The following is a 23,758-nucleotide window of genomic DNA, read 5'->3' on the forward strand; positions in this document are numbered from 1 at the left end:
ACCGACGGAAGCCGGGAAGCGGGCGTGACCAGCGGATCGCCGACGCTCCCCCGTACCAGCCGGCCGAGGTCTGCCGGGTCGCGAAGGCCCGGACCGCCGCGCCTCGGCGGCCCACGGTTATTGATTGTGCCTATCGGGGGATTGTTTTTCCTCATGCGGCGAAGCATTGCCGGGCGCCGGCGGCGGGGTGATGGTTGGTGGCCTGTCGCGTTTTCCCTTTCTACCGTGAGGAGTTTGTTGTGCGGTTGCAGGTTGCGTTGGATGTGCTGGATGTGGGTTCGGCGTTGGCGTTGGCGCGTCAGGTGGCGGGGGAGGTGGATATTTTGGAGCTGGGGACGCCGTTGGTGAAGTCGGCGGGGATTTCGGCGGTGACGGCGGTGAAGGCGGCGCATCCGGACAAGCTGGTGTTCGCGGATTTGAAGACGGCGGACGCGGGGGAGCTGGAGGCGACGCTGGCGTTCGAGGCGGGGGCGGATCTGGTGACGGTGATGGGGGCGGCGGACGACGACACGGTGCGGGGTGCGGTGGCGGCGGGTCGCAAGTACGGGAAGGAGGTGGTGGCGGACATGATTTCGGTGACCGAGGGCCGGGTGGCGCGGATCCGGGAGGTGGCGAAGCTGGGGGTGTCGTTCGTGGAGATCCACGCGGGTTTGGACGAGCAGGCGCGTCCGGGGTATTCGATCGAGGCGTTGCTGGCCGACGGGCGGGAGGCGGGGGTGGCGTTCTCGATCGCGGGCGGGGTGAAGGCCGCGACGATCGGGTTGGTGAAGGAGGCGGGCGCGGCGGTGGCGGTGGTCGGGGGCGGGATCTACAACGCGCCCGATCCCGCCGCCGCGGCCCGCGAACTCCGCCGCCTCACCGCCTGACCACACCCGCCCGATCGGAACAGAAGGGAGTCGGCGTGGAAGTCCAGAACCCCGCCGCGGGCAGCACTTACGGCTCGTTGCTGCTGCAGGCCGCCGGAGTGCTGCGGCTGCGCTACGTGGAATGCCGTCGGGACACCAGCTTGTCCCCGGAGGCGGCGGTCGAACTCGCGACCGTCTTCGAGGCGCTCGCCCAAGGCGAGCCCGCGTTCGACCAGATCGATCCGAAAGAAGCGATCGCACTGGCGAACCGGCTGATCGACGACGACCATCCGGAGCTTTCCCGCCTGTGGCCCACGACCCGGTAACCCGCCCGCGGATCATTCGCAACTCAACGAGGAGTACACGATGACGACTGCCGAAGCCACCGAAGCGCCCGCACGCACCATTCCCGAGGGCGATCCCGCCCTGATCGGCGTGCCGACCTTCATCGTCGGCGCCACCGCGCTCGGCCTGGTGCTGACCGGCTACGTCCCGGCCGGCGCCGTCGGGGCCTCGATCGCGATCATCCTGCCCGCCACCGGCCTCGGCCAGCTTGTCGCCGCGGTATGGGCCGCCGCACAGGGCCAGAGCGCCGTAGCCTCCGTGTTCGGCATCTTCGCCGGATTCTGGCTCAGCTACGCGGTGCTGGTGCTCGGCCTGACCCACAACTGGTTCGGCATCCCCGCCGACGCCGCGGTGTCCACCCAGGGGCTGTTCCTGACCGCCTGGCTGGTCATGATCGTCCTGCTGACACTGGCCAGCCTGCGCCTGCCCGCCGCGTTCACCCTTCTCTTCGCGCTGATCGACCTCGCGCTCGCACTCGTGCTGTTCGGCACCGTGAACGGCTCCGCGAGTCTCACCACGGTGGGCGGATATGTCGTCTTCGCGTTCACCGCGGTCGGGGTGTACCTCTTCCTCGGCGCGATGTCCGCGGCGACGGGCGGCCGCTCGCTGCCGCTGGGCCGGCCAGTACTGAGCTGACCCGGGACGGGGCGGCCGCCCGGCCGCCCCGTTTTCGCGTGTACCGCAAAGGAGTTGATCTGTGACCTCGCCGACCTTCGTCGTCATCGGAGCCGGACTGGCTGGGGCAAAAGGGGCGGAAGCGTTACGGGACAAGGGGTTCGACGGCCGGATAGTCCTGGTCGGAGACGAGGAGCACCTGCCCTACGAACGGCCGGCGCTGTCGAAAGACTATCTGGCGGGCAACGTCTCCCGCGACAGCCTGTACGTCCACGACGCGACCTGGTACGCCGAACAGCGCATCGAGCTGCGCCCCGGAGTCCGCGCGACCGGCATCGACCGGGCGGCGCACCAGGTGCGGCTTTCCGACGGCACCGGCCTCGACTACGCGAAACTGCTTCTGGCCACCGGTGCCAGCGCACGCACGCTCCCCGGCGCCAACGGGGTCCGCTACCTGCGCCGCCTCGAAGATTCCGATTGGCTCAAGGGTTTGTTCACGACCGCGAGCAGCCTGGTCGTGCTCGGCGCCGGCTGGATCGGGCTGGAGACCGCGGCCGCCGCCCGCCGCGCAGGGCTCGACGTGACCGTTGTGGAAGCTCTCCCCCAGCCGCTGCTGCTCGCGCTCGGCCCCGAAGTCGCCGCGGTCTTCGCCGAATCGCACCTGCGGCACGGTGTCGATCTGCACCTCGGCGTCCAGGTCGACCGGGTCGAGCGAGGCAAGCGCGTCAAGCTCGCCGACGGCACCGTCCTCGAGGCCGACGCGGTCGTCGCCGGGATCGGCGCTCAGCCCAACACCGGCATCGCGCGCGCCTGCGGGCTGCGAGCCGGCAACGGCGTGCTGGTGGACGCGAGCCTGCGCACCAGCGACCCGGACATTTTCGCCGCCGGGGACGTCGCCAACGCCTACCATCCGCACCTGGGCCGCCACGTGCGCGTCGAGCACTGGGCGAACGCGCTCAACCAGCCCGCGGTCGCCGCCGCGGGCATGCTCGGCAAGAACGACGTCTACGACGAACTGCCGTACTTCTACACCGACCAATACGACCTGGGCATGGAGTTCCTCGGCACGATCGACGGCTACGACCGCGTCGTCTTCCGCGGCGACGTGCCCGGCCTCGAGTTCATCGCCTTCTGGCTCAAGGACAACCGGGTCGTCGCCGGGATGAACGTCAACATCTGGGAAGTCACTGAGCCGGTCAAAGCGCTCATCCGCTCCCGCCGCCCGATCGACCCGGACCGCCTCGCCGACCCCGGGACACCGCTCGACCGCCTCGCGGCCCCCTGAGGACAGCGGAAGGCCGCGCCTTCACCGGCCCGGCCTTCCGCTGTCCTCAGTGCCCGCGGGCGATCCATTCCGACAAGTGCGGCGCCTCGTCGCCGATCGTGGTGGCGTCGCCGTGTCCGGTGTGCACCTTCGTGGCGGCGGGAAGTTCGAGCAGCCTGTCCCGGATCGACGAGACGATCGTCGGGAAGTCCGAAAAGGACCGTCCGGTGGCCCCCGGACCGCCGGAGAACAAGGTGTCGCCCGAGAACAACGCGCCTGCCTCGGGCAAGTACAGGCACACCGAGCCGGGCGAATGCCCCGGAGTGTGGACGACCCGCAGCTCCGTGCCCGCGACCGCGATCCGTTCTCCGTCCCGCACCGGCCAGAACTTCTCGTCCGGGTGCGTCATCTCCCACAGCTCCTGGTCGCCGGGGTGCAGCAGCACCGGCGCGTGGAGGTTCGCGGCGAGCGCCGGTGCGACGGTGACATGGTCGTTGTGCCCGTGCGTGCACACCACGGCGACGACGTTCCGGCCGTCGACCGCGTCGGTGATCGCCTTCTCGTCGTGAGCGGCGTCCACGATCACGACCTCTTCGTCGTCGCCGATCAGCCAGATGTTGTTGTCCACCTCCCAGCTTCCGCCGTCGAGCTCGAAAACCCCCGAGGTGACGACACGCTCGATGCGCGGCCCGCTCACCAAACCACCACCGAGCGCAGCACGTCGCCGGCGTGCATCGCGTGGAACGCCTTCTCGACGTCGGCGAGCCCGATGCGTTCGGAGACGAACTTCTCGAGCGGGAGCCGGCCCTGCCGGTGCAGATCGATCAGCATCGGGAAGTCCCGCTCCGGCAGGCAGTCGCCGTACCAGGACGACTTCAGCGCCCCGCCGCGGGAGAAGAAGTCGATCAGCGGCATCTCCAGCCGCAGGTCCGGCGTGGGCACGCCGACCAGCACGACCGTGCCGGCGAGGTCGCGGGCGTAGAACGCTTGCCGCCACGTCTCCGGGCGGCCGACCGCGTCGATGACGACGTCCGCGCCGAATCCGCCGGTGAGTTCCCGCACCGCCGCGACCGTGTCGGTTTCCGACGCGTTGACGACGTGCGTGGCGCCGAGGTCGCGGGCCCATTCGAGCTTCCGCTCGTCCCGGTCCACCGCGATGATCGTGGTCGCTCCCGCGAGCCGGGCCCCCGCGATCGCCGCGTCCCCGACTCCCCCGCAGCCGATCACCGCGACCGAGTCGCCGCGGCCGACCGCGCCGGTGTTCACCGCGGCGCCGAGGCCCGCCATCACGCCGCAGCCCAGCAGACCCGCCACCGCCGGGTCCGCCGACGAGTCGACCTTGGTGCACTGTCCGGCGTGCACGAGCGTCTTGTCGGCGAACGCGCCGATGCCCAGCGCGGGGGTCAGCTCGGTGCCGTCGGCGAGCGTCATCCGCTGGGCCGCGTTGAACGTGTCGAAGCAATACTGCGGGCGGCCGCGCTTGCAGGCCCGGCACTGACCGCAGACCGCGCGCCAGTTCAGGACGACGAAATCGCCCGGCCGCACGGAGTCGACCCCGGCGCCGACGCTTTCCACCGTGCCCGCCGCCTCGTGCCCGAGGAGGAACGGGAACTCGTCGTTGATCCCGCCTTCGCGATAGGTCAGGTCGGTATGGCAGACCCCGCAGGCCGCCACCGCGACGACGACCTCGCCCGGTCCCGGATCCGGGATCACGATGTCCGCCAGCTCCACCGGACTTCCCTGAGAACGGGCGACCACCCCGCGTACCTGCTGTGGCATTCTTTCTTCCTTCGTGCCGAGCGACAAGCCATGCGCCAGAGCGCATACCGCTCCGACGGTAGTGCCGCCCCGAGCCGCCGCGACCCCGTCGTCCGGCGAGGAATTCCTGGTCTTCCGGCCAGGCGCCCGGGGGGTTACCCTGAGCCGGATGCCCGCCGACTCCACCGCCGCCGACCTGCCGGGGCTGCGCGACGTCGTCGACGGCCCGCTGCACGACATCGCCGGGCGGTTCTCCCGCTACCTCGCCGAGACCTGGCCGCACCGCGCGCTCGTGATCTTCACCCGGGAGTGCACCGGCAGGCCCCGCAAAGTCGCCGGCGACCCGGAGACGACGGGCAAGATCACGATCCCCGAGCTCGAGGCGCTGAAGGCAGCCGTGCTGCCCGGCTCCGCGACGAGGACGACCGCGCAGCTCGGCGGCGCGGCGCGGCCGGTGTGGTCCGTGCACGACCCCGTCGGCACCCTGCTGGTGCTGATCCCCCGGACGGCGCGGAAGCCGGTGCCGCACCCGGTGCTGCTCGCCGAACTTTTCGGGATCGTCGCGACGTCCATCCGGCAGCAAGTCACGCAAGCGAGCCCGGATTACCTCACCGAGTCCCGTGCGGCGTCGAGCGAACGCGCGCGCACGATCGTCGAAATGGCTGCGACGCAGGAAAGAACCCTCGTCACGGTCCTGAACGCGCTGCGGTCGGCCAAGCTGGACGCCGAGGGCGCCCGAGCCGCCGCCACCGACGCCGCCTCTGCCGCACTGGTGGCCCTGCGGTCGGCCCACAAAACCGATCTCGCGCTGTCCGAAGAGCCAGTGCACACCGCCTTCGCCCGGCTGCGCCGGGAAGTACGGCAGGTTCTGCGCCACCACGACGCCGAACTGGAGTTCGTGGAGCCGCGGCCCGACACGCGTCCGCTGTACGGAGAACTCGCACCCGCCGCGCGAGCCATGACCTGCACAGCGGTCCTGGCGTTCACCGCCCAGCCGACGTTGACCCGGCTGCGCGTCGCGTGGTCCTGCGACGACTCTTCGCTGCGGCTGGACATCCGCGACCACGAGTCCGGACGCCTCGACGTCGATGCGCTGCACCTCCAGCTCGACGGACGCGCGAAGGCACTCGGCGGCGCCGTCGAGGTCGACGCGGTGTCGGGCTGGGGAAGCCGGGTATCGATCGTCCTCCCCCGCTCCCTCACGCGGGACAGCACGGAAACCACCGGCCTCTCGCGACTCAACCGCCGCGAGCTGGAAGTCCTGCGGCACCTTGCACAAGGACTGCGGAACAAGGCAATCGCCGAACGGCTCGACATCACGGAGAGCACTGTGAAGTTCCACGTGGCGAATGTCTTGAAGAAACTGGAGATCGGCTCGCGAGGGGAGGCCGCGGTTCTGGCGCTGAACGCCGGGATCGCGTGAACGCGTTCCTCGTTGCCGCAAGACCGTCAGCCATTCGTGAAAGTTCTGCGCCCCGGCCACTGCGACTAACCGCCACAGCCCTGCGCGCAGGCGGCTCCGCAAAACTATTCTCTTTTCGGTACCCGGCGGCGAATTCAGTTCAGAAACCCACGACCCGCCAGCGGATTGTCCGGAACGTGCGACACCTCCATTTCGCGGAACGGCGATAACCAGACGATCTCTCCCGCGTCGCCGGTGCGGCAATTCGGCGGTTGGCGGAGATGTCCGAAATACCAGTCCAGCTCCCGGTGCCCAATCTCGGGAGCCACCATTGCGAAGTCTTCGTCGTCGAGGCAGTTGACCCGCATGGGCACGCTGTCGAGGTAGGCGTCAATCGCGGAGTCGGCGCCGTTCTTCGCCCTCAGATGCGTTCTCGAGTCCGGGACGAGCTCCCGGATGTCATCCGAGCACCCCGACGGGCGCCTCAACAGCGGTCAGGGAATCAGTCGTGCATTGGAGCTCGTTCCTGTTTCCGCAGGTCAAACCCTGTATAAAGGGTGGCAGAGTGGGCCGGGTCGGGCTCGAACCGACGGCCAAGGGATTATGAGTCCCCTGCTCTAACCAACTGAGCTACCGGCCCCTGGGTTCGCTTCCGCAGGTCGATCCCCCCAGTTCACGTCAACTTAGCACAGGCCCCGCGCGGGCCGGGGGCGTAGGCCGATCGGGTCGAGACCGCTCGCGGGGGCCTCGGGGTCGCCTAGATTGCTGGGGGTCGGGTCCCGAGAGGAGAACCGCCATGCGCAACCTGGGACGGGTTCCGCTCGCGCTGCTCGACGCGCTCGCCGCCGGGCTCGGGCTGGGTTATCTCGCCCGGGACTATCGCGACGCGCTGGTCTCGCACGGGCCGGTGGTGTCGATCGCCGCGGTCGTCGGGATTGCGGTAATCGTGGTGGCATATCGGGGATACCGCGTGCTTCGCAGTGCGAACACGCGCCTGGAAGCGATAATCGCGGACGAGTTGTCCCGGCGTAAGCCGTCGCCTCGGCCGCGGCGATGATAGGCCGCGAGGGGAAATTACCTGCCCAGTTCGACAATGGCGGCGTACAGGCCGGGCGCGAGAGCGTCGGCTAGACCGCCGGGCGGGACTGTTTCGCGCAGAAGGTGCAGCCAGGCGAAAATCGAACCGAGCAGCATCGCGTGCACGACTGACATCTCAGGGCGCCGGGCCAGTTCGCCGCGGGCGATCGCGCGGTCGAGCACTTCGGTCAGGTAAGCCCGTTCTCGCGCCAAAAACAACTCGCCCAGCCGGGCGGTGGGTGCGTCTTCGGCGCGGAGGTCGGCGAGCAGGCCAGGCAAGGCGTTGCGTACTTGCGGTCCGTCCAAAGCGGACTGAATGTCAGCGAGAACGCCTGCTACATCGCCGCGCAAGGTGCCGGTGTCGGGTGGTGCCGCGAGGGCGTCGTCGTGCACGACCGCGGCGAAGACGAGTTCCGCCTTGGACTTCCAGCGCCGGTAGAGCGCCGCCTTGCCGACGCCGGCGCGCGCGGCGATCGCGTCGACCGTGCATCGTTGGTAGCCGACTTCCTCCAGCAGTTCGTTGACCGCGGCTTGCACCGCCGCGTCGATCCCCTGCTCCCGCGGCCGTCCGCGCCGGTTGTGCGTCATGGAGCACAGTTTACGAGACTGACAGTTCCGTATATGTTCGGGGGCATGACCTGGGACAAAACCTCCACCCGCACCCTCGCCGTCGACCCGGCCGCGCTGTGGGACGTCCTCGCCGACGTCGAGAACTGGCCGCGCTGGGACCCGGACGTCGCGCGCGTCGTCCTGCACGGGCCGATCGCGACGGGATCGACCGGATTCCTTTACCCCAGCGGCGGATTCCGCGGCGGCGTGCACGCGAAAATCGCGAAGGACTTCACCTTCACGAGCTGGCGGCCCGGCCACGAGTACACGCTCCGCCAGCCGGTTCCGCTCGGGACGATGGACCTCCGGCTGAGCGTCGCGGCCGTCCCCGGCGGGGCCGAGCTGACCCAGCGCATCGTCCTCGACACGCCGCTGCGCGCGGTCATGGTGCGGATCATCGGCGCCGACATCGTGGCGAACTTCGGCCGGAAATGCGACGCGCTGACCCGGCTCGCCGCCGCGAAAACGGGCTGACCGCCCTTGCGGTCCCGGCGGGAACCGCAAGGGCGGACCGGACTAGTTCCGGTACCGGAACAGGATCCGGCCCCGGTCGAGGTCGTACGGGCTCAGCTCCACCAAAACCCGGTCGAACGGGACGATCTTGATGAAGTTCTTCCTGATCTTGCCGCTGATGTGGGCCAGCACGTGGTGCCCGTTCGCCAGCTCGACGGTGAACCGGGCGTCGCGCAAGCACTCGACCACGGTTCCCTCGACTTCGATCCCGCCCTTACCGGCCATTGCGCATCAACTCCACCGTGCTGTTCGCCCGCCGCGCGCCGATGCCCTCGAACAGCGCCGTCGCCGCTTCGTTGGCCTCATTCACTTCGGCGGAGGCCGTCGGGATTCCCGCTCGGTGCAGGATGCCGAGCGTGTTCAGCAGCAACCCGCGTGCGATGCCGCGGCGTTGCCGATCCGCGCGGACGGCGATGAGCCCGATCCGGGGCAGGCGCGTCACCTGAACCACCCGGAGCAGACCCACGTACTCGCCGTCCTCGACAGCCACGGCGTACTTCGACGGATCCACAATCGTGTCGTCAGCCGGTCGAGGCAGTACCTCGGCCGGCATCTCCGACCAGCCCACGCTCGCCTCGACCTCGGCGCGGACGACGCGGTCGAGCTCGCGCAGCGGTCCCTCGTCGGCGGATCCGGCGGGCACGACCGTGACGCCCTGCGGCAGCACGACCGGCCCGGTGACGTGCGGATCCGTGGGCACGACGTACTCCCACTCGCGCCGCCGGACCGTCAGCCCGGCCCGTTGCCAGCCGTCCAGCAGTTCGCGGTCGGTCTCGTCGACCACGGTGTGGAGCGGGTCCGGCAGCGCGGCCAGGATCTCGCGGGCCAGCTGGTCGAAGACTGAACGATGCCAGGCGTCGACGCTGAGGAAGGCCCGTCCGTCGGGCCGGGCGGTGGCTTCGGCGCGACCGGCCAGCCTGCCGTCGTCCAACGCCTGCCAGAGTCCCGGTTCGACCCGGGTGATGCTTACCGCGGGTTCGCCCGCGGTGAAACGCACAGTGTCCATGATGGTCACCTTTCGGAGTGCCTTTGCTCAAGGCGCTCCTGGCAACCCCTACGTCAGTCGCCCGACCGTGACGACACGGGGAGCACCCACATCGAAACAGCGTTCATGGGGCTCACCTCCTGGCGTCGAGTCACGGTCGAGCGAACCATAACCGCGCGCCACGGGCCTCGTCCACCGAATTAAATTCTCCTCAGCCGATCCGCAGCACCACCTTGCCGCGACCGTGTCCGGCGACGCGGCCCATGCTCAGGGTCGCAATCGGCACAAAATTCCCTTCCCGCGCAATCGCCGCCTTCCGCCCGGCGGTGCTTACAGTGGACTTCATCAAGCGGACTTGAGGTCAAGCACGGAAAGAGCTGCCATGCCCCAGATCACGCGCGAGGTCGTCTGGCTGAAGCCGGGACAGATCGCCGAACGCGCCGGTGTGAGCGTCCCGACGCTGCACTACTACGAGAGCCGCGGGCTCATCGCGAGCAGGCGCACGAGCGGCAACCGGCGCGAGTACCGGCGCGACACGCTGCGCATGATCGCCTTCATCCGGACCGCGCAGCGCGTCGGCGTGTCGCTGGAGGAGATCAAGGACGCTCTGGCCGAACTGCCGGACCGGCGTATCCCCACCAAACGCGACTGGGCGCGCATCTCCCGCCGCTGGCACGACCGCCTCACCGAGCGGATCGAGGAGCTCACCGCGCTGCGCGACCGGTTCTCCGACTGCATCGGCTGCGGGTGCCTGTCGCTGAAATCCTGCCCGTACTCGAATCCGGACGACGTTCTCGGGCGGGGCGGGACCGGGGCGCGCCGGTTCCCTGGCTTCGGGTCGTGAGGGCCACCCGCACGGACGGAACCGGAGGGCAGCGCGGGTCGGCTTAACCGCTGAGCGCGGCCCGGAAGTAGCGTCCGGTCGCGCCGTCGTGCTCGGCGAGTCCCTTCGGCGTGCCGGTGTAGAGCACCTGGCCGCCGTTCTCGCCCGCGCCGGGCCCGAGGTCGAGCACCCAGTCCGCCGCGGCGACGACGTGCAGCGAATGCTCGACCACGACGAGCGTCCGGCCCTCGTCGACGAGCCGGTCCAGCAGCGCCACCATCCGCGTGGTGTCGCTGGGATGCAGGCCCGCGGTGGGCTCGTCGACGAGCAGATCGTCGCTGGTCGAGTCGAGCTGGCGGGCGAGCTTCAGCCGTTGCCGCTCGCCGCCGGAGAGCGTGTCGAGCGTGCGGCCGCTCGCGAGGTGCCCGAGGCCCAGTTCGCCGAGCAGCGCGGCCAGCCGGACCACGTCCGGATGCGGCACGTATCGCGCCAGCGCCGACACCGGCGTGCCCAGCACTTCGAGCACCGTCCGTCCGTCGAGCCGCGTTTCCAGTGCCTCCCCCCGGAATCCGGTCGCATTGCACTCCTCGCACGGCGTGTCGACGTCCTCCAGGAACGCCAGATCGGTCCGCCGCACGCCGGTGCCGCGGCAGGCCGGGCACCCGCCCTGCGACCGCGGGTTGAACAGCTTCGGCGACTCGCCGCTCACCTCGGCGAACGCGCGCTGCACCGGATCGGCGAGCCCGAGCCAGGTGCCGACCGTCGACCGGCTCGTCGCGACGATCTGGCTCTGGTCGACGACTGTGAACCGCGGATGCCGCTCGGCGAGTTCGCCCGCCAGCGTCGACTTCCCGGACCCCGCCACCCCGGTGATCACCGTGAGCACGCCTGTCGGTACGTCGACGTCGATGTCGCGCAGGGTGTGCCGGTTCAGCCCGCGCAACGGCAGCCAGCCGGCGGGTTCCCGCAGCGTGTCCTTGATCCGGACGCCGGTGCGCAACGCGCGCGCGGTTGTCGTGTCCGCCTTCCGCAGCTTCGCCGGCGACCCGTGGAACACCACGCGTCCGCCCGCTTCCCCGGCTCCCGGGCCGAGGTCGATCACATGGTCCGCGGCGACCATCACCGCTTCGTGGTGGTCCACCACCAGCACCGTGTTGCCGTGATCACGCAGCCGCCGCAGTACGTCGACGAGGGACGCGACGTCGGCCGGATGCAGCCCGTCGGTCGGTTCGTCCAGGACGTAGGTGAGGTCGGTGAGGCTCGATCCCAAGTGCCGCACCAGTTTCAGCCGCTGCGATTCGCCGCCGGAGAGCGTCGGCGTCGCGCGGTAGCAGTGCAGATGCCCGAGGCCGAGCGTGATCATCGATTCCAGCCGCAGCCGCAACGCCGCCACCAGCGGACGCGCCCACTCGTGGTCCAGTCCGGCGCAGAATTCCAGCAGCCCCGCCGCGTCGCGGTATCCGAGGTCCACAATGGACACCCCGTTGATCCGGCTCTCCCGCGCGGCCGGAGCGAGCCTGCTGCCGTCGCACTCCGGACACGGCCGCTGCCGGGTCACGTCGGCGAGGGCCGCCCGCACCGCCGGACCCATCTTGGCCTCGCGTTCCACGAGCAGCCGCCGGATCCGCGGTACCATCGACTGGTACTTCGCGCTGGCCGGGAAGCGCGGCAACGGATTCGGCGGCTTCTGCGTCGGACCGTGCAGCAGGAACTGCACCAGTTCCTCAGGCCATTCCCGCAACGGCAGATCGTTGTCGAAGAATCCCGAGTAGACATAGCGCTTCCAGATCCAGCTGCCGACCGCGAAACTGGGGAAGACCATCGCGCCGTCGTTGAGCGAACGGCTACGGTCGATCATCCGCTCGCCGTCGATGTCGGTGACGGTGCCGAGCCCCGCGCAAGCCGGGCACATGCCGGACGGGTCGTTGAACGAGTAGGCGGGCGAATACCCGGCGGACGGTTCGCCCAAGCGGGAGAACAACATCCGCAGCATCGTCCACACCTCGGTGGCGGTGCCGACCGTGGATCGCGAATTCGTCCCGAGCGGCCGCTGATCCACCACGACGACGGTCGTCAGGCCGCTCAGCGAACTGGCCTCGGGAGCCGGATCGTGCGGCAGTTTCGTGCGGACGAAAGCGGGCATCGTCGAGTACAACTGCCGCCGCGACTCGGCGGCCAGCGTCGCGAACGCGAGCGACGACTTGCCGGACCCGGAAACGCCGGTGACCGCGACCAGCTGGTGCTTCGGGATGTCCACGTCCACGTCGGCCAGGTTGTGAGTGCGCACACCGCGGAGGCTGATCATGTTCGACGGCATGTCTCGCAGCCTACGTCCTGGGAAGGGGTGCGGCGGGGCGGGTGGAGGCGGGGTGCTTTGTTCGGGGAAGCGCTCGGCCATGTGGAGCCGGACGTCGACAGACAGGTTCGCGCGAGGCAGGTTAGGTGATGTTCGTTCGGAGCGCGCTCGACCGGGCGAAGCGAGCTGGGCTTCCGCAGGGCGGGCTTTCGTGGGCGGGGTTCGTTCAGGGAAGCACTCGGCCATGCGGTGCGAGCCTGGACATCGCCAAACATTGTTCCGCGCGCGGGGCAGGCGATGCTCGTTGGGGAAGTGCTTATCGAGACGTGTCGGGCATTCGCCATCCGCATGGATGCGCAGTGCTCGTACGAGGAAATACCTGGCGGGCAAGAGAAGCGAGGCCTCGGGGCTGGATTATTCGGGCCGGAACATTCGGTCTGGAGTTCGCGGTCGCCGGTGGTTCCTTCGCCGGTGCGGTGGCTTTGATGTTCCTCGCGATCAGCTCGGGACAGAGCGCCGTCGCCGGTCGTGGCTCCAGGTCGAGTGGTCCGCGCAACTCCTCGACCGCGATCACTCCCCCAACCGGCATCGGCTGACGCCTGCGGGTCGCACCGCGCTTCCCCTGCGTCGGCCGTCCTGAAGTTTGGACTTGCTGGTCCATTTTTCCGAAGGCACCCTGGCCGAGCCAGGCGGGCACGGCCCGCGCGTGTTTCGGGAACGGAGCGAGGACCCCGATGTCTCTTGACCAGTATTACCTGCTCGGCCGGTCCGGATTGCGGGTCAGCAGGCTCGCGCTCGGCACGATGAACTTCGGCGTCGACGGGTTTCACGCCGCTTACGGGAAGTCCGAGGAGGAGGCGCGGCCGATCTTCCGCAAGTACGTCGAGGAGGGCGGCAACTTCGTCGACACCGCGGACTTCTACACCGCGGGCGAGAGCGAGCGGCTGCTCGGCAAGTTCATCGCCGAGACGGGGAACCGGGATCGGCTCGTGCTGACGTCGAAGTTCACCAACAGCGTCGACCCGGGCGATCCCAACGCGGGCGGGAACGGGCGCAAGCACATGATCCGGTCGGTGGAGGCGTCGCTGCGCCGGCTCGGCACCGACTATCTCGACCTGTTCCTGCTGCACACGTGGGATCGGATCACGCCGGTCGAGGAGGTGCTGCGCACGTTCGACGACCTGGTGCGGGCGGGGAAGATCCGGTACGCCGGGCTGTCGGACGTGCCTGCCTGGTACGCGAGCCGCGCGCAGACTCTCGCCGACGCGCATTCGCTGCCGCCGATGATCAGTCTGCAGCTGCCGTATTCGCTGGTCGAGCGGACGATCGAAACGGAGCACGTCCCGGCGGGTCTGGAGCTGGGCCTGGGGATCACCGCGTGGAGCCCGCTCGGCAGCGGGTTCCTGAGCGGCAAGTACCGCAGCTCGTCGAACGGCCTGAGCGGCGAGGGCCGCTTGACCGGCGAGGGCGCCGTGGCGGCCGGGACCTGGACCGCGCAGCAGTGGGAACTGCTGAAGACGCTCGAGACGGTCGCGGACGAGCTGAACGTGGCGATGGCTCAGGTCGCGATCAACTGGGTGGCGACGCAGCCCGGCATCGCGTCGGCGATCGTCGGGGCGAGCAGTGCGGAGCAACTGGACGCGACGATGCACGCGCTCGACTTCACCCTGCCCGCCGACCTGCGCGACGCCCTGGACCGCGCGAGCGAGGTGCCGCCTGCCGGGCCGTACCGGATGTTCACGCCGGACTACCAGTCGTGGCTGATCAACCCCGGCGTGAAGGTGGGCGACAAACCGGAGGGGTATCGGCCGGTGGTACGGAACTGGGCTTCGCCGAAGCAGGCGTGAACCGCGCGGGATTCCGCGCTGCAAGAAATGGTTTCCTCCGCCCTTTTCAAGATATAGCGCACCCCGGGGCTTGCCGCAAGCCCCGGGGGATGCCGCAGAATCGCTGCTCGACCATGAGAATCCGGCTGTCGGGAGCGAGTGTGGGATCGGTGTGGGCAGGATCGGGCTTTGAGACGTGCGGGGATGTCCTGCCGCCGGGAATCCGTCCGGCGCGGCTGCCGAGAGCGCATGCGCGCGACTCGGCGCGACCGCCGCCGTCCGGTCGGTTTCGGCTGGCTGATTGTGCTCGGCCGAACCGTTCGCCGTCGCCGAATCGGGCCGGTGCCGGGAACGGGGCCCTTGCTTTGCCGCCGCTGCAACGCCTGGGGCACGAAGGCGCGCGGAATTGGGTGCGCGCTCGCGCCTGGGTGCCCTCTACGGCACAGCTCGGGGATTCGGCTCAGCCTTCGACGCTCAACCTGCCGCCCTGTGACCGCCGCGTGCGAGGGCGCTCAGGGATGCCAACTGGCCACACGTGCGGCTGGAGCGCACGCCTCGGGCAGCGTCGTCGCGCCGAGCGAGACCGTCACCCACAGGTGGAATCGCCGCCTGGGCGAGGTCGTCGCGCCGGGCCGAATGGCCGCGGCAGGAGAACGCACGTCTTCGCGCTGAGCGAAGCCGTCACCGCAGGTGGAAACCGGCCCCTGGGCAAGGTCGCCACGCCGGGTCGACGTGCCGCGTCAAGCGAACGCGCGTCGTCGCGCCGAGCAAAGCCGTCACCGCAGGTGGAAACCGGCCCCTGGGCAAGGTCGCCACGCCGGGTCGACGTGCCGCGTCAAGCGAACGCGCGTCGTCGCGCCGAGCAAAGCCGTCACCGCAGGTGGAAACCGGCCCCTGGGCAAGGTCGCCACGCCGGGTCGACGTGCCGCGTCAAGCGAACGCGCGTCGTCGCGCCGAGCAAAGCCGTCACCGCAGGTGGAAACCGGCCCCTGGGCAAGGTCGCCACGCCGGAACCGAATGGCCGCGTCAGGCAAAGGCGCGGGTCGTTCGCGCGGATCGGGCTTCGAGCCGGGTCTAATCCCCGGGCTGCGGACCGAGGCCCCGGCTCTGGCTGGTGCGCCCGGCCCATCCGGCGAACCTGGCCGCCGAACTCGGATCGGGCAGCGCGGCTCCGCCAGCACAGGCCTACCGCCACGAGGCCGCTCACCCGCCAGCACAAGCCCGCCAGCACAAGCCCGCCAGCACAAGCCCGCCAGCACAAGCCCGCCAGCACAAGCCCGCCAGCACAAGCCCGCCAGCACAGACCCACCGATCCGACCCGCTCCACCCAGCCCGGACCGCTCAACTCACCACGCGAGAAAACCGCGGCACAACGCCAGTCCGCCTGCCCACTTGACAGAAGGTGGACAATAAAAAATCGACGCGTCTTCACCAAGCAATCAGAAGTTCACGCCGAATGTAGATTCAGAATAACAGCAGCGAGGGGCACTTGTCAACTCAGGGGTACGAAGAAGAACTGCGGTCCGAACAGGACTACGTCGCCGGGCTGTACCGGCGGCTCGACGGGGAGCGCAGGAGGGCCAAGGAGCGTTACACCGCTGCCCTCAAACGAAACGACGAGGCGCCGGGCGAGCGGGACGTCGAGGTGCGCGCGCTCACTCGCGAAACGCGGCGGCTTTCGGTTGCCGACTCCGGGTTGTGTTTCGGGCGGCTTGACACCGTCGAAGGCGACCATTCTTACATCGGCCGGATCGGGCTTTTCGACGAGGACGACGAGTACAAACCCGTTCTTCTCGACTGGCGCGCGCCGGCGTCGAGCGCGTTTTACACCGCTACCGCCGCGACGCCCGAGGGCATGCGGCGACGGCGGCAATTCCACACGCGCGGGCGGCAGATCGCCTCGTTCACCGACGAGGTCTTCGGCGCGCCCGGCAGCGGCGAGGAGAACGACGCCCTGCTCGCGGCGGTCAACGCGCCCCGAGGGGAGGGCATGCGGGACATCGTCGCGACGATCCAGGCCGAGCAGGACCGCATCATCCGGCTCGACCATCCCGGCGTCCTGGTCATCGAGGGAGGGCCGGGAACCGGGAAAACCGTCGTGGCGCTCCACCGCGTCGCGTATCTGCTGTACACGCAGCGCGAGCGGATGGAGCGCCACGGTGTCCTCGTCCTCGGGCCGAATCCCTCGTTCCTGAACCACATCGGGCGCGTGCTGCCGTCGCTCGGCGAGTCCGACGTGGTGTTCACCACCCCAGGCAGTCTCCTCCCGGGGCTGCACGCGCACGCCGAGGACAAGCCGGAGGTCGCGCGGTTCAAGGGGTCTCTGCGGATGCTCGACGTCCTGCGCGCGGCGGTCGCGGACCGGCAGGAGCTGCCCGCCGAACCCGTGCTGATCGAGCTCCGCGACACCACCGTCCGGATCGACGCGGCGACCGCCGAGTGGGCTCGCGACGAGGCGCGGCAGAGCGGGCGGCCGCACAACGAGGCGCGGGCGGTGTTCGTCGAGATCGTCACGTACGTGCTCACCGAACGCGCCATGTCGCGCATCGGGCGCGGTTGGCTCACCCGCGACGACAAGGAGGAATGGGAGGACCTCCGTTCCACGCTCGTCAACGAACTCCTCGCCGACCCCGCGTTCGTCAAGGCGATCGACCGCCTCTGGCCGATTCTGACCCCGGAAAGCCTGCTGACCACGCTCTACTCCTCCCTCGCCCGGCTCAAGGCGGCCGGTGCCGACCCGGCGCTGCTGCGCGAGCCGGGCGAGCCCTGGACGGTGTCGGACGTCCCGCTCCTGGACGAGCTGATCGACCTCCTCGGCAAGGCTCCGGACCGCGCGAAACGGCAGGAGGACGCCGCCGAGCGCGAGGCGGAGGCCGAGTACGCGGCCGGCGTGCTGGACATCATGCGGCTCGACCGCGAGGAGATGGACGAGGACATCGGCCTGTCCGCGGAGCACCTGCTCTACGACACCGATCTGGCCGAGCGGTTCGTCGAGCACGACACCCGCGACCTCGCCGAACGCGCCGCGGCGGACCGGGACTGGACCTACCGGCACGTCGTGGTCGACGAGGCGCAGGAACTGTCCGAAATGGACTGGCGGGCGCTGATGCGGCGGTGCCCGAGCCGGTCGTTCACCGTGGTCGGCGACCCGGCGCAGAGGCGGTCGGCGGCGGGTGCGCTCGACTGGGGCACGATGCTGGATCCGTACGTCCCGGGCCGCTGGGCCTACCGTTCGCTCACCGTCAATTACCGCACCCCGGCGGAAATCATGGCCGTCGCGGCGGCGGTGCTGGCCGAGTTCGCGCCGGGGGCCGAGCCGCCGGAATCGGTGCGCGCGTGCGGGGTCCGGCCGTGGTCGCGGAAGGTCTCCGACGACGAGTTGCCCGCCGCGGTCGAGGAATTCGTCCGTGCCGAGGCGGGCCGGGAAGGGACGAGCGTCGTGATCGGGCCGCCGGACGTGCCGGGCGCGGTGGCGGCGTCGGAGACGAAGGGGCTGGAGTACGACGCTGTGCTGCTCGTGGACCCGGACCGGATTCTCGAGGACGGACCGCGCGGCGCGGCTGAGCTGTACGTCGCGCTGACCCGGGCGACCCAGCGGCTCGGCGTGCTGCACCGCGGCGCGCTGCCGTCGGTGCTGAACGGACTGGAGGAACGGGGCTAACCGGTCAGGGGCGCAGTTCGGGCGCGAGGACGCTGCTGCGCTTCAACGCCTTCAGCACCACCCCGGTGTGCACCGAATCCGCCTGCCGGGACCAGCCGGAACTGCCGACGAACTCGTGCAACGCGGCGATGTCGGGCAAGGTGACGTCAGCGAGCAGCTGATACTCGCCCGTCATCGCCGCCGCGTAGCGCACGTACGGCGAGCCCAGCAGGGCGCGGCCGATGCCGTCGACGTCGTGCGGGCGGCAGCGGATCCACAGCAGCGCCTCGACCGGCAGCCCGAGCACGGCCGGTTCCACCACCGCCCGGATGAACACCTTTTCCTCCCGCCGCAACGCTTCCAGCCGGCGGCGGACGGTCGATTCCGAGATCCCGGCGGCACGGGCGAGTTCCTCGTGCGTGCGCCGGCCGTCCTCGCGCAACGCGCGCACGATGGCGCGTTCGTCGCTGCTGAAGTCGACGCCGTCCGGCTGCCGGGGCTGCGGAGTCGGCTGCGGCAGCGACGAGATCGCCTCCGTCTCGGCCGGGCTCAGCAGGCCGGGCTGCCATTCGTGGATGGTGCGGTAGTACCGCGTGACGGTATCGGCCGTCAGATCGAGCAGGCCGGGGATTGCCGCCATCTCGTCGAACATGAAGGTCGGCAGCCGGTTGCGGTCGCAGAAGACCTCGGCGACGAGTTCGCCCTGTCCGGTGATCAGGTAGCAGAAGCTCGTCTCCGGCCGTCCCGCGAGCGCGGTGCCCGCGGGACGGCCGAGCCCGGCCCGGCAGCGACCGCGCACCAGCAGCGGCACGCCGTGCGGCGAAACGGCGACAACCGTCACGACGCCGGTGCGCAGCAGGTGCGTCCCGCGCCGGGCCACCGTGCGCTCCGGCGCGTCCAGCACCTCGGCGATCCGCCGCCAGGACGCGCGGCCGTCGACTTGCAGCGCGCCGGCGATCCGGCGGTCGAGCGGGTCCAGCCGTGCGGTCATCAGCCAATACTGTGGCTGATTCCGTCATTTGTCGAGCAGGTCTTGTCCGACCCCAGCACCACGCGCGAAGCTGACGTCGCGAACGGACACCGGGGTCAGGAAGGAAACCAGTGAGCGCTGAGGAGATCTGCTACTTGCCCGCCCGCGAACTGGCCCGGCGGCTGCGCGTCCGCGAGCTGTCCGCCCGCGAGGTGCTGCAGGCCCATCTCGACCGGATCGAGCAGGTCAACCCGCAGATCAACGCGATCGTCACGCTCACCGCCGAGCGCGCGCTGAGCGAGGCCGCGGCCGCCGACGAACGTCTCGCACGCGGCGAGGAGGTCGGTCCGCTGCACGGGATTCCGGTGGCGCACAAGGACACGCACGACGTCGCCGGGGTCCGCACCACCTACGGATCCCCCATTTTCGCCGACCACGTCCCCGACAGCGACACGCTCGTCGTCGAGCGGATCCGGAACGCGGGCGCGATCACGCTCGGCAAGACGAACGCGCCGGAGTTCGGGGCCGGTTCGCACACGATGAACCCGGTTTTCGGGGCCACGCGCAACCCGTACCGGCGCGACCTGTCCGCGGGCGGCAGCAGCGGCGGGGCGGCGGCCGCACTGGCCGCCGGTCTGCACCCGCTCGCCGAGGGCAGCGACATGGGCGGTTCGCTGCGCAATCCGGCGTCGTTCTGCAACGTCGTCGGCCTGCGCCCGTCGCCCGGCCGGGTGCCGACCTGGCCCGCGACGCTGCCCTGGGAGGCGCTGGGCGTGCAGGGGCCGATGGGCCGGACGGTCGCCGACGTCGCGCTGCTGTTGTCGGTCATCGCCGGGTACGACGAGCGCAACCCGATCGCGCTCGACCAGCCCGCCGCACCGTTCGCCGGGTCGCTCGACGCCGACCTCGCCGGACTGCGCGTGGCGTGGTCGCCGGACCTCGGCGGGCTGCCGGTCGACCCGGCGGTCACCGCCGTGCTGGAACCGGCGGTGCAGGTGTTCGCCGAACTCGGCTGCCGCGTCGAACCGGCCTGCCCGGACCTCGCCGCGGCCGACGACGTGTTCCGCACCCTGCGCGGCTGGCTCTTCCACACCGGGTTCGCCGGTCTGCTCGAAGAGCATCCGGACAAGATGAAGCAGACACTCGCCGACAACATCGCTTTCGGCGCAACGCTTTCCGGTGCCGACATCGCCCGCGCGCAGACGCGGCAGCTGCAGCTCATCACCGGGATGCGCGAGTTCTTCACGCAGTACGATCTGCTGCTCGCGCCGGTGAGCCAGGTGCCGCCGTTCCCGGTGGAGTGGGAGTACCCGGAAGTCGTTGCCGGGCAACCGATGCACGACTATCTGGAGTGGATGCGCTCGGCGTACTCGATCTCGGCGACCGGGTGCCCGGCGCTGTCGGTGCCCGCGGGGTTCACCGAGGACGGACGTCCGGTGGGGCTGCAGATCATCGCGCCGCTGCGGGGCGAGCTAGGGCTGTTGCGGGCCGCGCACGCTTTCGAGCAGGCGACCGGGCACGGGAAGCGGCGGCCCGTCTTCTGAGCCGCGAGCCACGGTCCGTGAAGGACTCCTTCCGGGAATCAGATTCCCTCAAGGAGTCCTTCACGGACCGCAGGCAGCGCTTCCCGTTCGCCGCCTGCGCGGAACTCGGTCGCGAATACTGCCGCGCCGAGGACCTCGCTCGCGCGGGCGGTGATCCGGTCGACGTCAGTGCGCTCCGCGGCAGGCAGCGGTGCGCCGATCCCAGCGCGGGAAGCTGCGGCCGCGCCCAGCAAACGTGCGGCTTCGCGGGCTGCTCCGGCCAGTGCGTGCGCGCCCGCCAACCCCTCCAGCGCCAACGCGATCGCTCGCGGATCGCCGGTCTGGTGCGCGATTTCGTACCCTTCCTGCTGCCGCAACAATGCCGTCTCCGCGTCTCCGCGCAATTCGGCGACGAAACCGAGTTCCGCGAGAATCAACGTGTTCCCCGGCTCGAAATCGACCTGCTTGTTCCACTCGAGCAGCGTCCGCAAATGCTGTTCAGCGAGATCGAGGTCGCCCTCGCGCCGGGCGCCGAGGGCCAGTCCGGTCAGCGCATACATCTCCCCCGGCGTGAAGCCGTGCTCCGCGGCGACCGCGCGAGCCCGGTCATGCAGTTCGCGAGCGGCGACGTAGTCCTTGCGCAGCAGCGCAATCCGGCCTAGCCACGACAGCTGGTACGACGCTTCCGGCCACAAGCCCAGTTCCTCGGCGATCTGCAATCCTTCGATGTGGACCGCTTCAGCGCGCGCGTAATTCCCGGCAAGGGAACTGAGTGCACCGTGTGCGAAGTTCGCCTGCAGCTGACCCCATTTGTCGCCGATTTCGGCGAACAACTCCGCGCAGCGATCGGCGTAACGCCACGCTCCCGCGATATCGCCTCTCGACAGGGCCTGGCTCGCGTGGTCGCCGCTGGCCGCCGCGATCCCCCACCGGTCGCCGGTCGCTTCGAAGGCGGCGAGTGCCTCCAGGGTCAGCGGTTCCGCGCCGGGCAGATCGGCCACTGTGGACAGTGCGTAGCCGATGAACCACTTGGCCCGAGGGCTCGTCGGCAGATCGGCCACGGGACGCCAGTCCGGCCGGTCGCCAGCGAGGATGCCGAGTGCGGTGAGCGTCGCCTGTGCTTCCACGCGCAGGTCCTCGTCGCCGCCGGGCAAACCGAGGGCGGCGCGCAGGGAGCGCATCGCCTCGGCCATCCGGCCGCGCAGGAATCGGTACCACGCCAGCCGGTTCGCCAAGCGCAACGCGTCGTCGGCGCTCCCCCAACCGGCCAGATTCTCCGCTGCGGCACGGAGATTCGGCAGGTCCACGTCGAGGCGCTGCAGCCAGCGCCGTTGGTCGCGGGCGCGGAGACCGGCGTCCGCGGCACCGGCGAGCTCGACGTAATACTCCGCGTGCCGACGCCGCGTCTTCTCGACCTCGCCAGCGTCCCGCAGCCGTTCCAGGCCGTACACTGCCACCGACTCAAGCAGCCGGTACCGCGCGTTCGCGGGCACGACCAGCGAGCGGTCGACAAGCTTCGCCAGCAGACCCAGCACCTCGCCTTCTTCGACGCCGTCGCCCGCGCAGACCGCCTCGGCCGCGTCCAGCGAGCAATCCTCGGTGTGCACCGACAACCGTTGCAGCACAAGGCGTTCCGGCTCGCTCAGGAGTTCCCAGCTCCAGTCGATCATCGCGCGCAGAGTCTGCTGCCGGGCAGGCACACCCCGGCGAGTGGTGTCCAGCAGACGGAACCGATCGTCCAGGCGGCGCAACAACTCCGGCACGCCCAACGCGCGCACACGGGTCGCGGCGAGTTCGAGCGCCAGCGGCAATCCGTCCAGTTTCTGGCAAATCTCGGCGACCGCCTCCGCGTCGGCACTGTCCACAGTGTACCCAGTGTCAGCGACCCGTGCCGTGAACAGCCGCGCGGCGCTGTCGTGATCCAGCGGCGGCACCGGGAACTGCGTTTCCCCGGCGAGCCCGAGCGGTTCCCGGCTGGTGGCGAGGATCCGCAGTCCGGGCGCGGCCGCCAGCAGCCGTGCGGCGGTCGCGGCGACCGGCTCGATCAGCTGTTCGCAGTTGTCCAGGACGATCAGGGTTTCCTTGCCGCGCAAGGACTCGGCCAGTCGCTGCACCGGATCCGCCTGCGCTGGCGTCGCCGCGTCCCGGATGCCCAGCGTCGCCGCGATCGCCTCCACCACCCACTCGATCGGCGGGCACTGGCTCAGCGCGCATTCGTGCCGGTCCATGCCGGTCAGCTCCACAAGCCACGCGCCCGCGGCGAAGTCGCCGCCGAGCCGGTGCGCGGTCTCCAGCGCGAGCCGGGTCTTGCCGACGCCGCCGGGTCCAGTGAGCGTCACCAACCGGGATTCGCGAACGAGCGTGCTGACCGCCTTGGTCGCGGCGGTCCGGCCGACCAGTTCGGTAAGCGGCACCGGAAGCTGCGAGACGACGGCAGTCAGAGACGGGTCCTGCGCCAGGATCGACCGGTGCAGCGCGGTCAGTTCGGGGCCGGGATCGAGGCCCAGCTCGTCCGCGAGACGGCGGCGGAGTTCGTCGTAGGAAGCCAGCGACTCGCTCTGCCGACCCGCCGCATACAGCGCGCGCATCTGGAGAGCGCGCAGCCTTTCCCGCAACGGATGCTGCCGGACGAGGTCGGCGAGCTCCGCGGTCAGCGTGGCATGTTCGCCAAGTGCGAGCCGCGCGTCGGCGAGGTTTTCTTGCGCGACAAGGCGATCCTCTTCCAGCCGCTGAATCACTGGCTGCGCGAAGGCTTCGTCGGCGAACTCGGTGAGCGTCGGGCCTCGCCACAATGCCAGCGCTTCGGTGAGCAAATCGGCCTTCGCCCGCGGGTCTTCCGCCGTGCTCGCCGCGGCGGTCAACGCACGGAAGCGTCCGACGTCCACCGCTTCCAGTTCGGTCCGCAGGACGTAACCGGGGGCCTGGAACACCAGCGCGCTGCCGGACCCAGGTTCGGCGCGTTCGAGCGCACGGCGCAGCTGCGAGACCTTCGTCTGCAGGGTGTTGACCGGGTTGCCGGGCAGCTGGTCGCCCCACAGGTCGTCGGCCAGCCGGTCCGCCGACACCGGAGCGCCCTCGTGCACGAGCAGGACCGCGAGCAGGGTCCGGACCTTGGCCTCGGGCACCCGCACCGGCTGGCCGTCGTCGCTGCTCACGGCCAAGGGCCCCAGGATGCCGAATCGCACGGATCCACCGTAACCGCATCCGTGCGCGGACCCCCAGCGAACCGTGCGCGGGCCTCGGCACCGTGGTCGGCAGATCAACGAA

Annotated in this window: 21 protein-coding genes and 1 tRNA gene; 11 read left to right on the top strand and 11 right to left on the bottom strand. The window is 70.1% G+C overall.

Annotated features, from left to right (window positions below; translation table 11 throughout):
- Positions 1-239 precede the first annotated feature (239 nt).
- The 4 genes from hxlA to EIZ45_RS39610 all read left to right on the top strand — a co-directional run bounded on the left by hxlA (position 240) and on the right by EIZ45_RS39610 (position 3,090).
- The gene (gene hxlA, locus EIZ45_RS39595; protein ID WP_051729834.1) at positions 240-866 is read left to right on the top strand and encodes a 3-hexulose-6-phosphate synthase; all 627 of its coding nucleotides are present in this window, start codon (positions 240-242) and stop codon (positions 864-866) included.
- A gap of 35 nt (positions 867-901) precedes the next feature.
- A complete protein-coding gene (locus EIZ45_RS39600) occupies positions 902-1,171 on the top strand; it encodes a hypothetical protein (RefSeq protein WP_037818437.1) in 270 nt (89 codons plus the stop codon).
- 40 nt (positions 1,172-1,211) lie between these two features.
- Positions 1,212-1,826 carry a GPR1/FUN34/YaaH family transporter gene (locus EIZ45_RS39605; protein ID WP_134667817.1) on the top strand — a complete coding sequence of 205 codons (615 nt, stop codon included), beginning with the start codon at positions 1,212-1,214 and terminating at the stop codon, positions 1,824-1,826.
- 61 nt (positions 1,827-1,887) lie between these two features.
- Positions 1,888-3,090: an NAD(P)/FAD-dependent oxidoreductase gene (locus EIZ45_RS39610; protein WP_134667818.1), complete on the top strand. Its 1,203-nt coding sequence runs from the start codon at positions 1,888-1,890 to the stop codon at positions 3,088-3,090.
- Between the two features lie 46 nt (positions 3,091-3,136).
- On the opposite strand, the gene EIZ45_RS39615 is transcribed toward EIZ45_RS39610, so the two are convergent.
- Together EIZ45_RS39615 and EIZ45_RS39620 are read right to left on the bottom strand one after the other, a co-directional pair.
- Positions 3,137-3,766 carry an MBL fold metallo-hydrolase gene (locus EIZ45_RS39615; RefSeq protein WP_037818440.1) on the bottom strand — a complete coding sequence of 210 codons (630 nt, stop codon included), beginning with the start codon at positions 3,764-3,766 and terminating at the stop codon, positions 3,137-3,139.
- Entirely contained in the window at positions 3,763-4,848 is a 1,086-nt protein-coding gene (locus EIZ45_RS39620; protein WP_134667819.1) for an S-(hydroxymethyl)mycothiol dehydrogenase, read from the bottom strand. The genes EIZ45_RS39615 and EIZ45_RS39620 overlap by 4 nt, the downstream gene beginning before the upstream one ends.
- 148 nt (positions 4,849-4,996) lie before the next feature.
- On the opposite strand from EIZ45_RS39620, the gene EIZ45_RS47535 reads away from it, so the two are divergent.
- The gene (locus EIZ45_RS47535) at positions 4,997-6,250 is read left to right on the top strand and encodes a response regulator transcription factor (RefSeq protein WP_134667820.1); all 1,254 of its coding nucleotides are present in this window, start codon (positions 4,997-4,999) and stop codon (positions 6,248-6,250) included.
- A 134-nt stretch (positions 6,251-6,384) separates the two neighbouring features.
- On the opposite strand, the gene EIZ45_RS39630 is transcribed toward EIZ45_RS47535, so the two are convergent.
- Together EIZ45_RS39630 and EIZ45_RS39635 are read right to left on the bottom strand one after the other, a co-directional pair.
- Complete coding sequence (locus EIZ45_RS39630) at positions 6,385-6,603, bottom strand: hypothetical protein (protein WP_134667821.1); 219 nt, start codon at positions 6,601-6,603, stop codon at positions 6,385-6,387.
- 192 nt (positions 6,604-6,795) lie between these two features.
- Positions 6,796-6,869: transfer RNA gene (locus EIZ45_RS39635), tRNA-Ile, on the bottom strand.
- A 156-nt stretch (positions 6,870-7,025) separates the two neighbouring features.
- Here EIZ45_RS39635 and EIZ45_RS39640 point away from each other — a divergent pair.
- Positions 7,026-7,286 carry a hypothetical protein gene (locus EIZ45_RS39640; RefSeq protein ID WP_134667901.1) on the top strand — a complete coding sequence of 87 codons (261 nt, stop codon included), beginning with the start codon at positions 7,026-7,028 and terminating at the stop codon, positions 7,284-7,286.
- Between the two features lie 17 nt (positions 7,287-7,303).
- Here the strand turns inward: EIZ45_RS39640 and EIZ45_RS39645 are convergent, their stop codons facing one another.
- A complete protein-coding gene (locus tag EIZ45_RS39645) occupies positions 7,304-7,894 on the bottom strand; it encodes a TetR/AcrR family transcriptional regulator (RefSeq protein ID WP_134667902.1) in 591 nt (196 codons plus the stop codon).
- A gap of 45 nt (positions 7,895-7,939) precedes the next feature.
- Here EIZ45_RS39645 and EIZ45_RS39650 point away from each other — a divergent pair, with 45 nt between their 5' ends.
- On the top strand, positions 7,940-8,389 hold the full coding sequence (locus tag EIZ45_RS39650; protein WP_167756687.1) for an SRPBCC family protein: 450 nt from the start codon (positions 7,940-7,942) through the stop codon (positions 8,387-8,389).
- A gap of 42 nt (positions 8,390-8,431) precedes the next feature.
- On the opposite strand, the gene infA is transcribed toward EIZ45_RS39650, so the two are convergent.
- The 3 genes from infA to EIZ45_RS47460 all read right to left on the bottom strand — a co-directional run bounded on the left by infA (position 8,432) and on the right by EIZ45_RS47460 (position 9,759).
- The gene (infA, locus tag EIZ45_RS39655) at positions 8,432-8,653 is read right to left on the bottom strand and encodes a translation initiation factor IF-1 (RefSeq protein ID WP_037818449.1); all 222 of its coding nucleotides are present in this window, start codon (positions 8,651-8,653) and stop codon (positions 8,432-8,434) included.
- On the bottom strand, positions 8,643-9,434 hold the full coding sequence (locus EIZ45_RS39660) for a GNAT family N-acetyltransferase (RefSeq protein ID WP_134667904.1): 792 nt from the start codon (positions 9,432-9,434) through the stop codon (positions 8,643-8,645). Before EIZ45_RS39660 ends, infA begins: the two co-directional genes overlap by 11 nt.
- 190 nt (positions 9,435-9,624) lie before the next feature.
- Entirely contained in the window at positions 9,625-9,759 is a 135-nt protein-coding gene (locus EIZ45_RS47460; protein ID WP_255443799.1) for a hypothetical protein, read from the bottom strand.
- 36 nt (positions 9,760-9,795) lie between these two features.
- On the opposite strand from EIZ45_RS47460, the gene soxR reads away from it, so the two are divergent.
- Positions 9,796-10,257, top strand: coding sequence for a redox-sensitive transcriptional activator SoxR (gene soxR, locus EIZ45_RS39665; protein ID WP_134667905.1), 462 nt, complete (start codon positions 9,796-9,798; stop codon positions 10,255-10,257).
- Positions 10,258-10,300: 43 nt separating this feature from the next.
- Here the strand turns inward: soxR and EIZ45_RS39670 are convergent, their stop codons facing one another.
- Positions 10,301-12,553 (bottom strand): ATP-binding cassette domain-containing protein, encoded by a 2,253-nt coding sequence (locus EIZ45_RS39670; RefSeq protein ID WP_167756688.1) that lies wholly within the window; start codon positions 12,551-12,553, stop codon positions 10,301-10,303.
- Positions 12,554-13,266: 713 nt separating this feature from the next.
- Here EIZ45_RS39670 and EIZ45_RS39675 point away from each other — a divergent pair.
- The gene (locus EIZ45_RS39675) at positions 13,267-14,379 is read left to right on the top strand and encodes an aldo/keto reductase (RefSeq protein ID WP_134667906.1); all 1,113 of its coding nucleotides are present in this window, start codon (positions 13,267-13,269) and stop codon (positions 14,377-14,379) included.
- Positions 14,380-15,847: 1,468 nt separating this feature from the next.
- Positions 15,848-18,019, top strand: coding sequence for an RNA polymerase recycling motor ATPase HelR (helR, locus tag EIZ45_RS39680; RefSeq protein ID WP_205670221.1), 2,172 nt, complete (start codon positions 15,848-15,850; stop codon positions 18,017-18,019).
- Positions 18,020-18,023: 4 nt separating this feature from the next.
- Here the strand turns inward: helR and EIZ45_RS39685 are convergent, their stop codons facing one another.
- Positions 18,024-18,989 (bottom strand): Lrp/AsnC family transcriptional regulator, encoded by a 966-nt coding sequence (locus EIZ45_RS39685; RefSeq protein WP_134667907.1) that lies wholly within the window; start codon positions 18,987-18,989, stop codon positions 18,024-18,026.
- Positions 18,990-19,099: 110 nt separating this feature from the next.
- Here EIZ45_RS39685 and EIZ45_RS39690 point away from each other — a divergent pair, with 110 nt between their 5' ends.
- A complete protein-coding gene (locus EIZ45_RS39690; protein WP_134667908.1) occupies positions 19,100-20,512 on the top strand; it encodes an amidase in 1,413 nt (470 codons plus the stop codon).
- Positions 20,513-20,550: 38 nt separating this feature from the next.
- Here EIZ45_RS39690 and EIZ45_RS39695 read toward each other — a convergent pair whose 3' ends face one another.
- Positions 20,551-23,676, bottom strand: coding sequence for a BTAD domain-containing putative transcriptional regulator (locus EIZ45_RS39695; protein WP_134667909.1), 3,126 nt, complete (start codon positions 23,674-23,676; stop codon positions 20,551-20,553).
- Positions 23,677-23,758 lie beyond the last annotated feature (82 nt).

Origin of the sequence: Amycolatopsis sp. CFH S0740 (assembly GCF_004522315.1) — a bacterium.
Lineage (GTDB): Bacteria > Actinomycetota > Actinomycetes > Mycobacteriales > Pseudonocardiaceae > Amycolatopsis > Amycolatopsis nivea.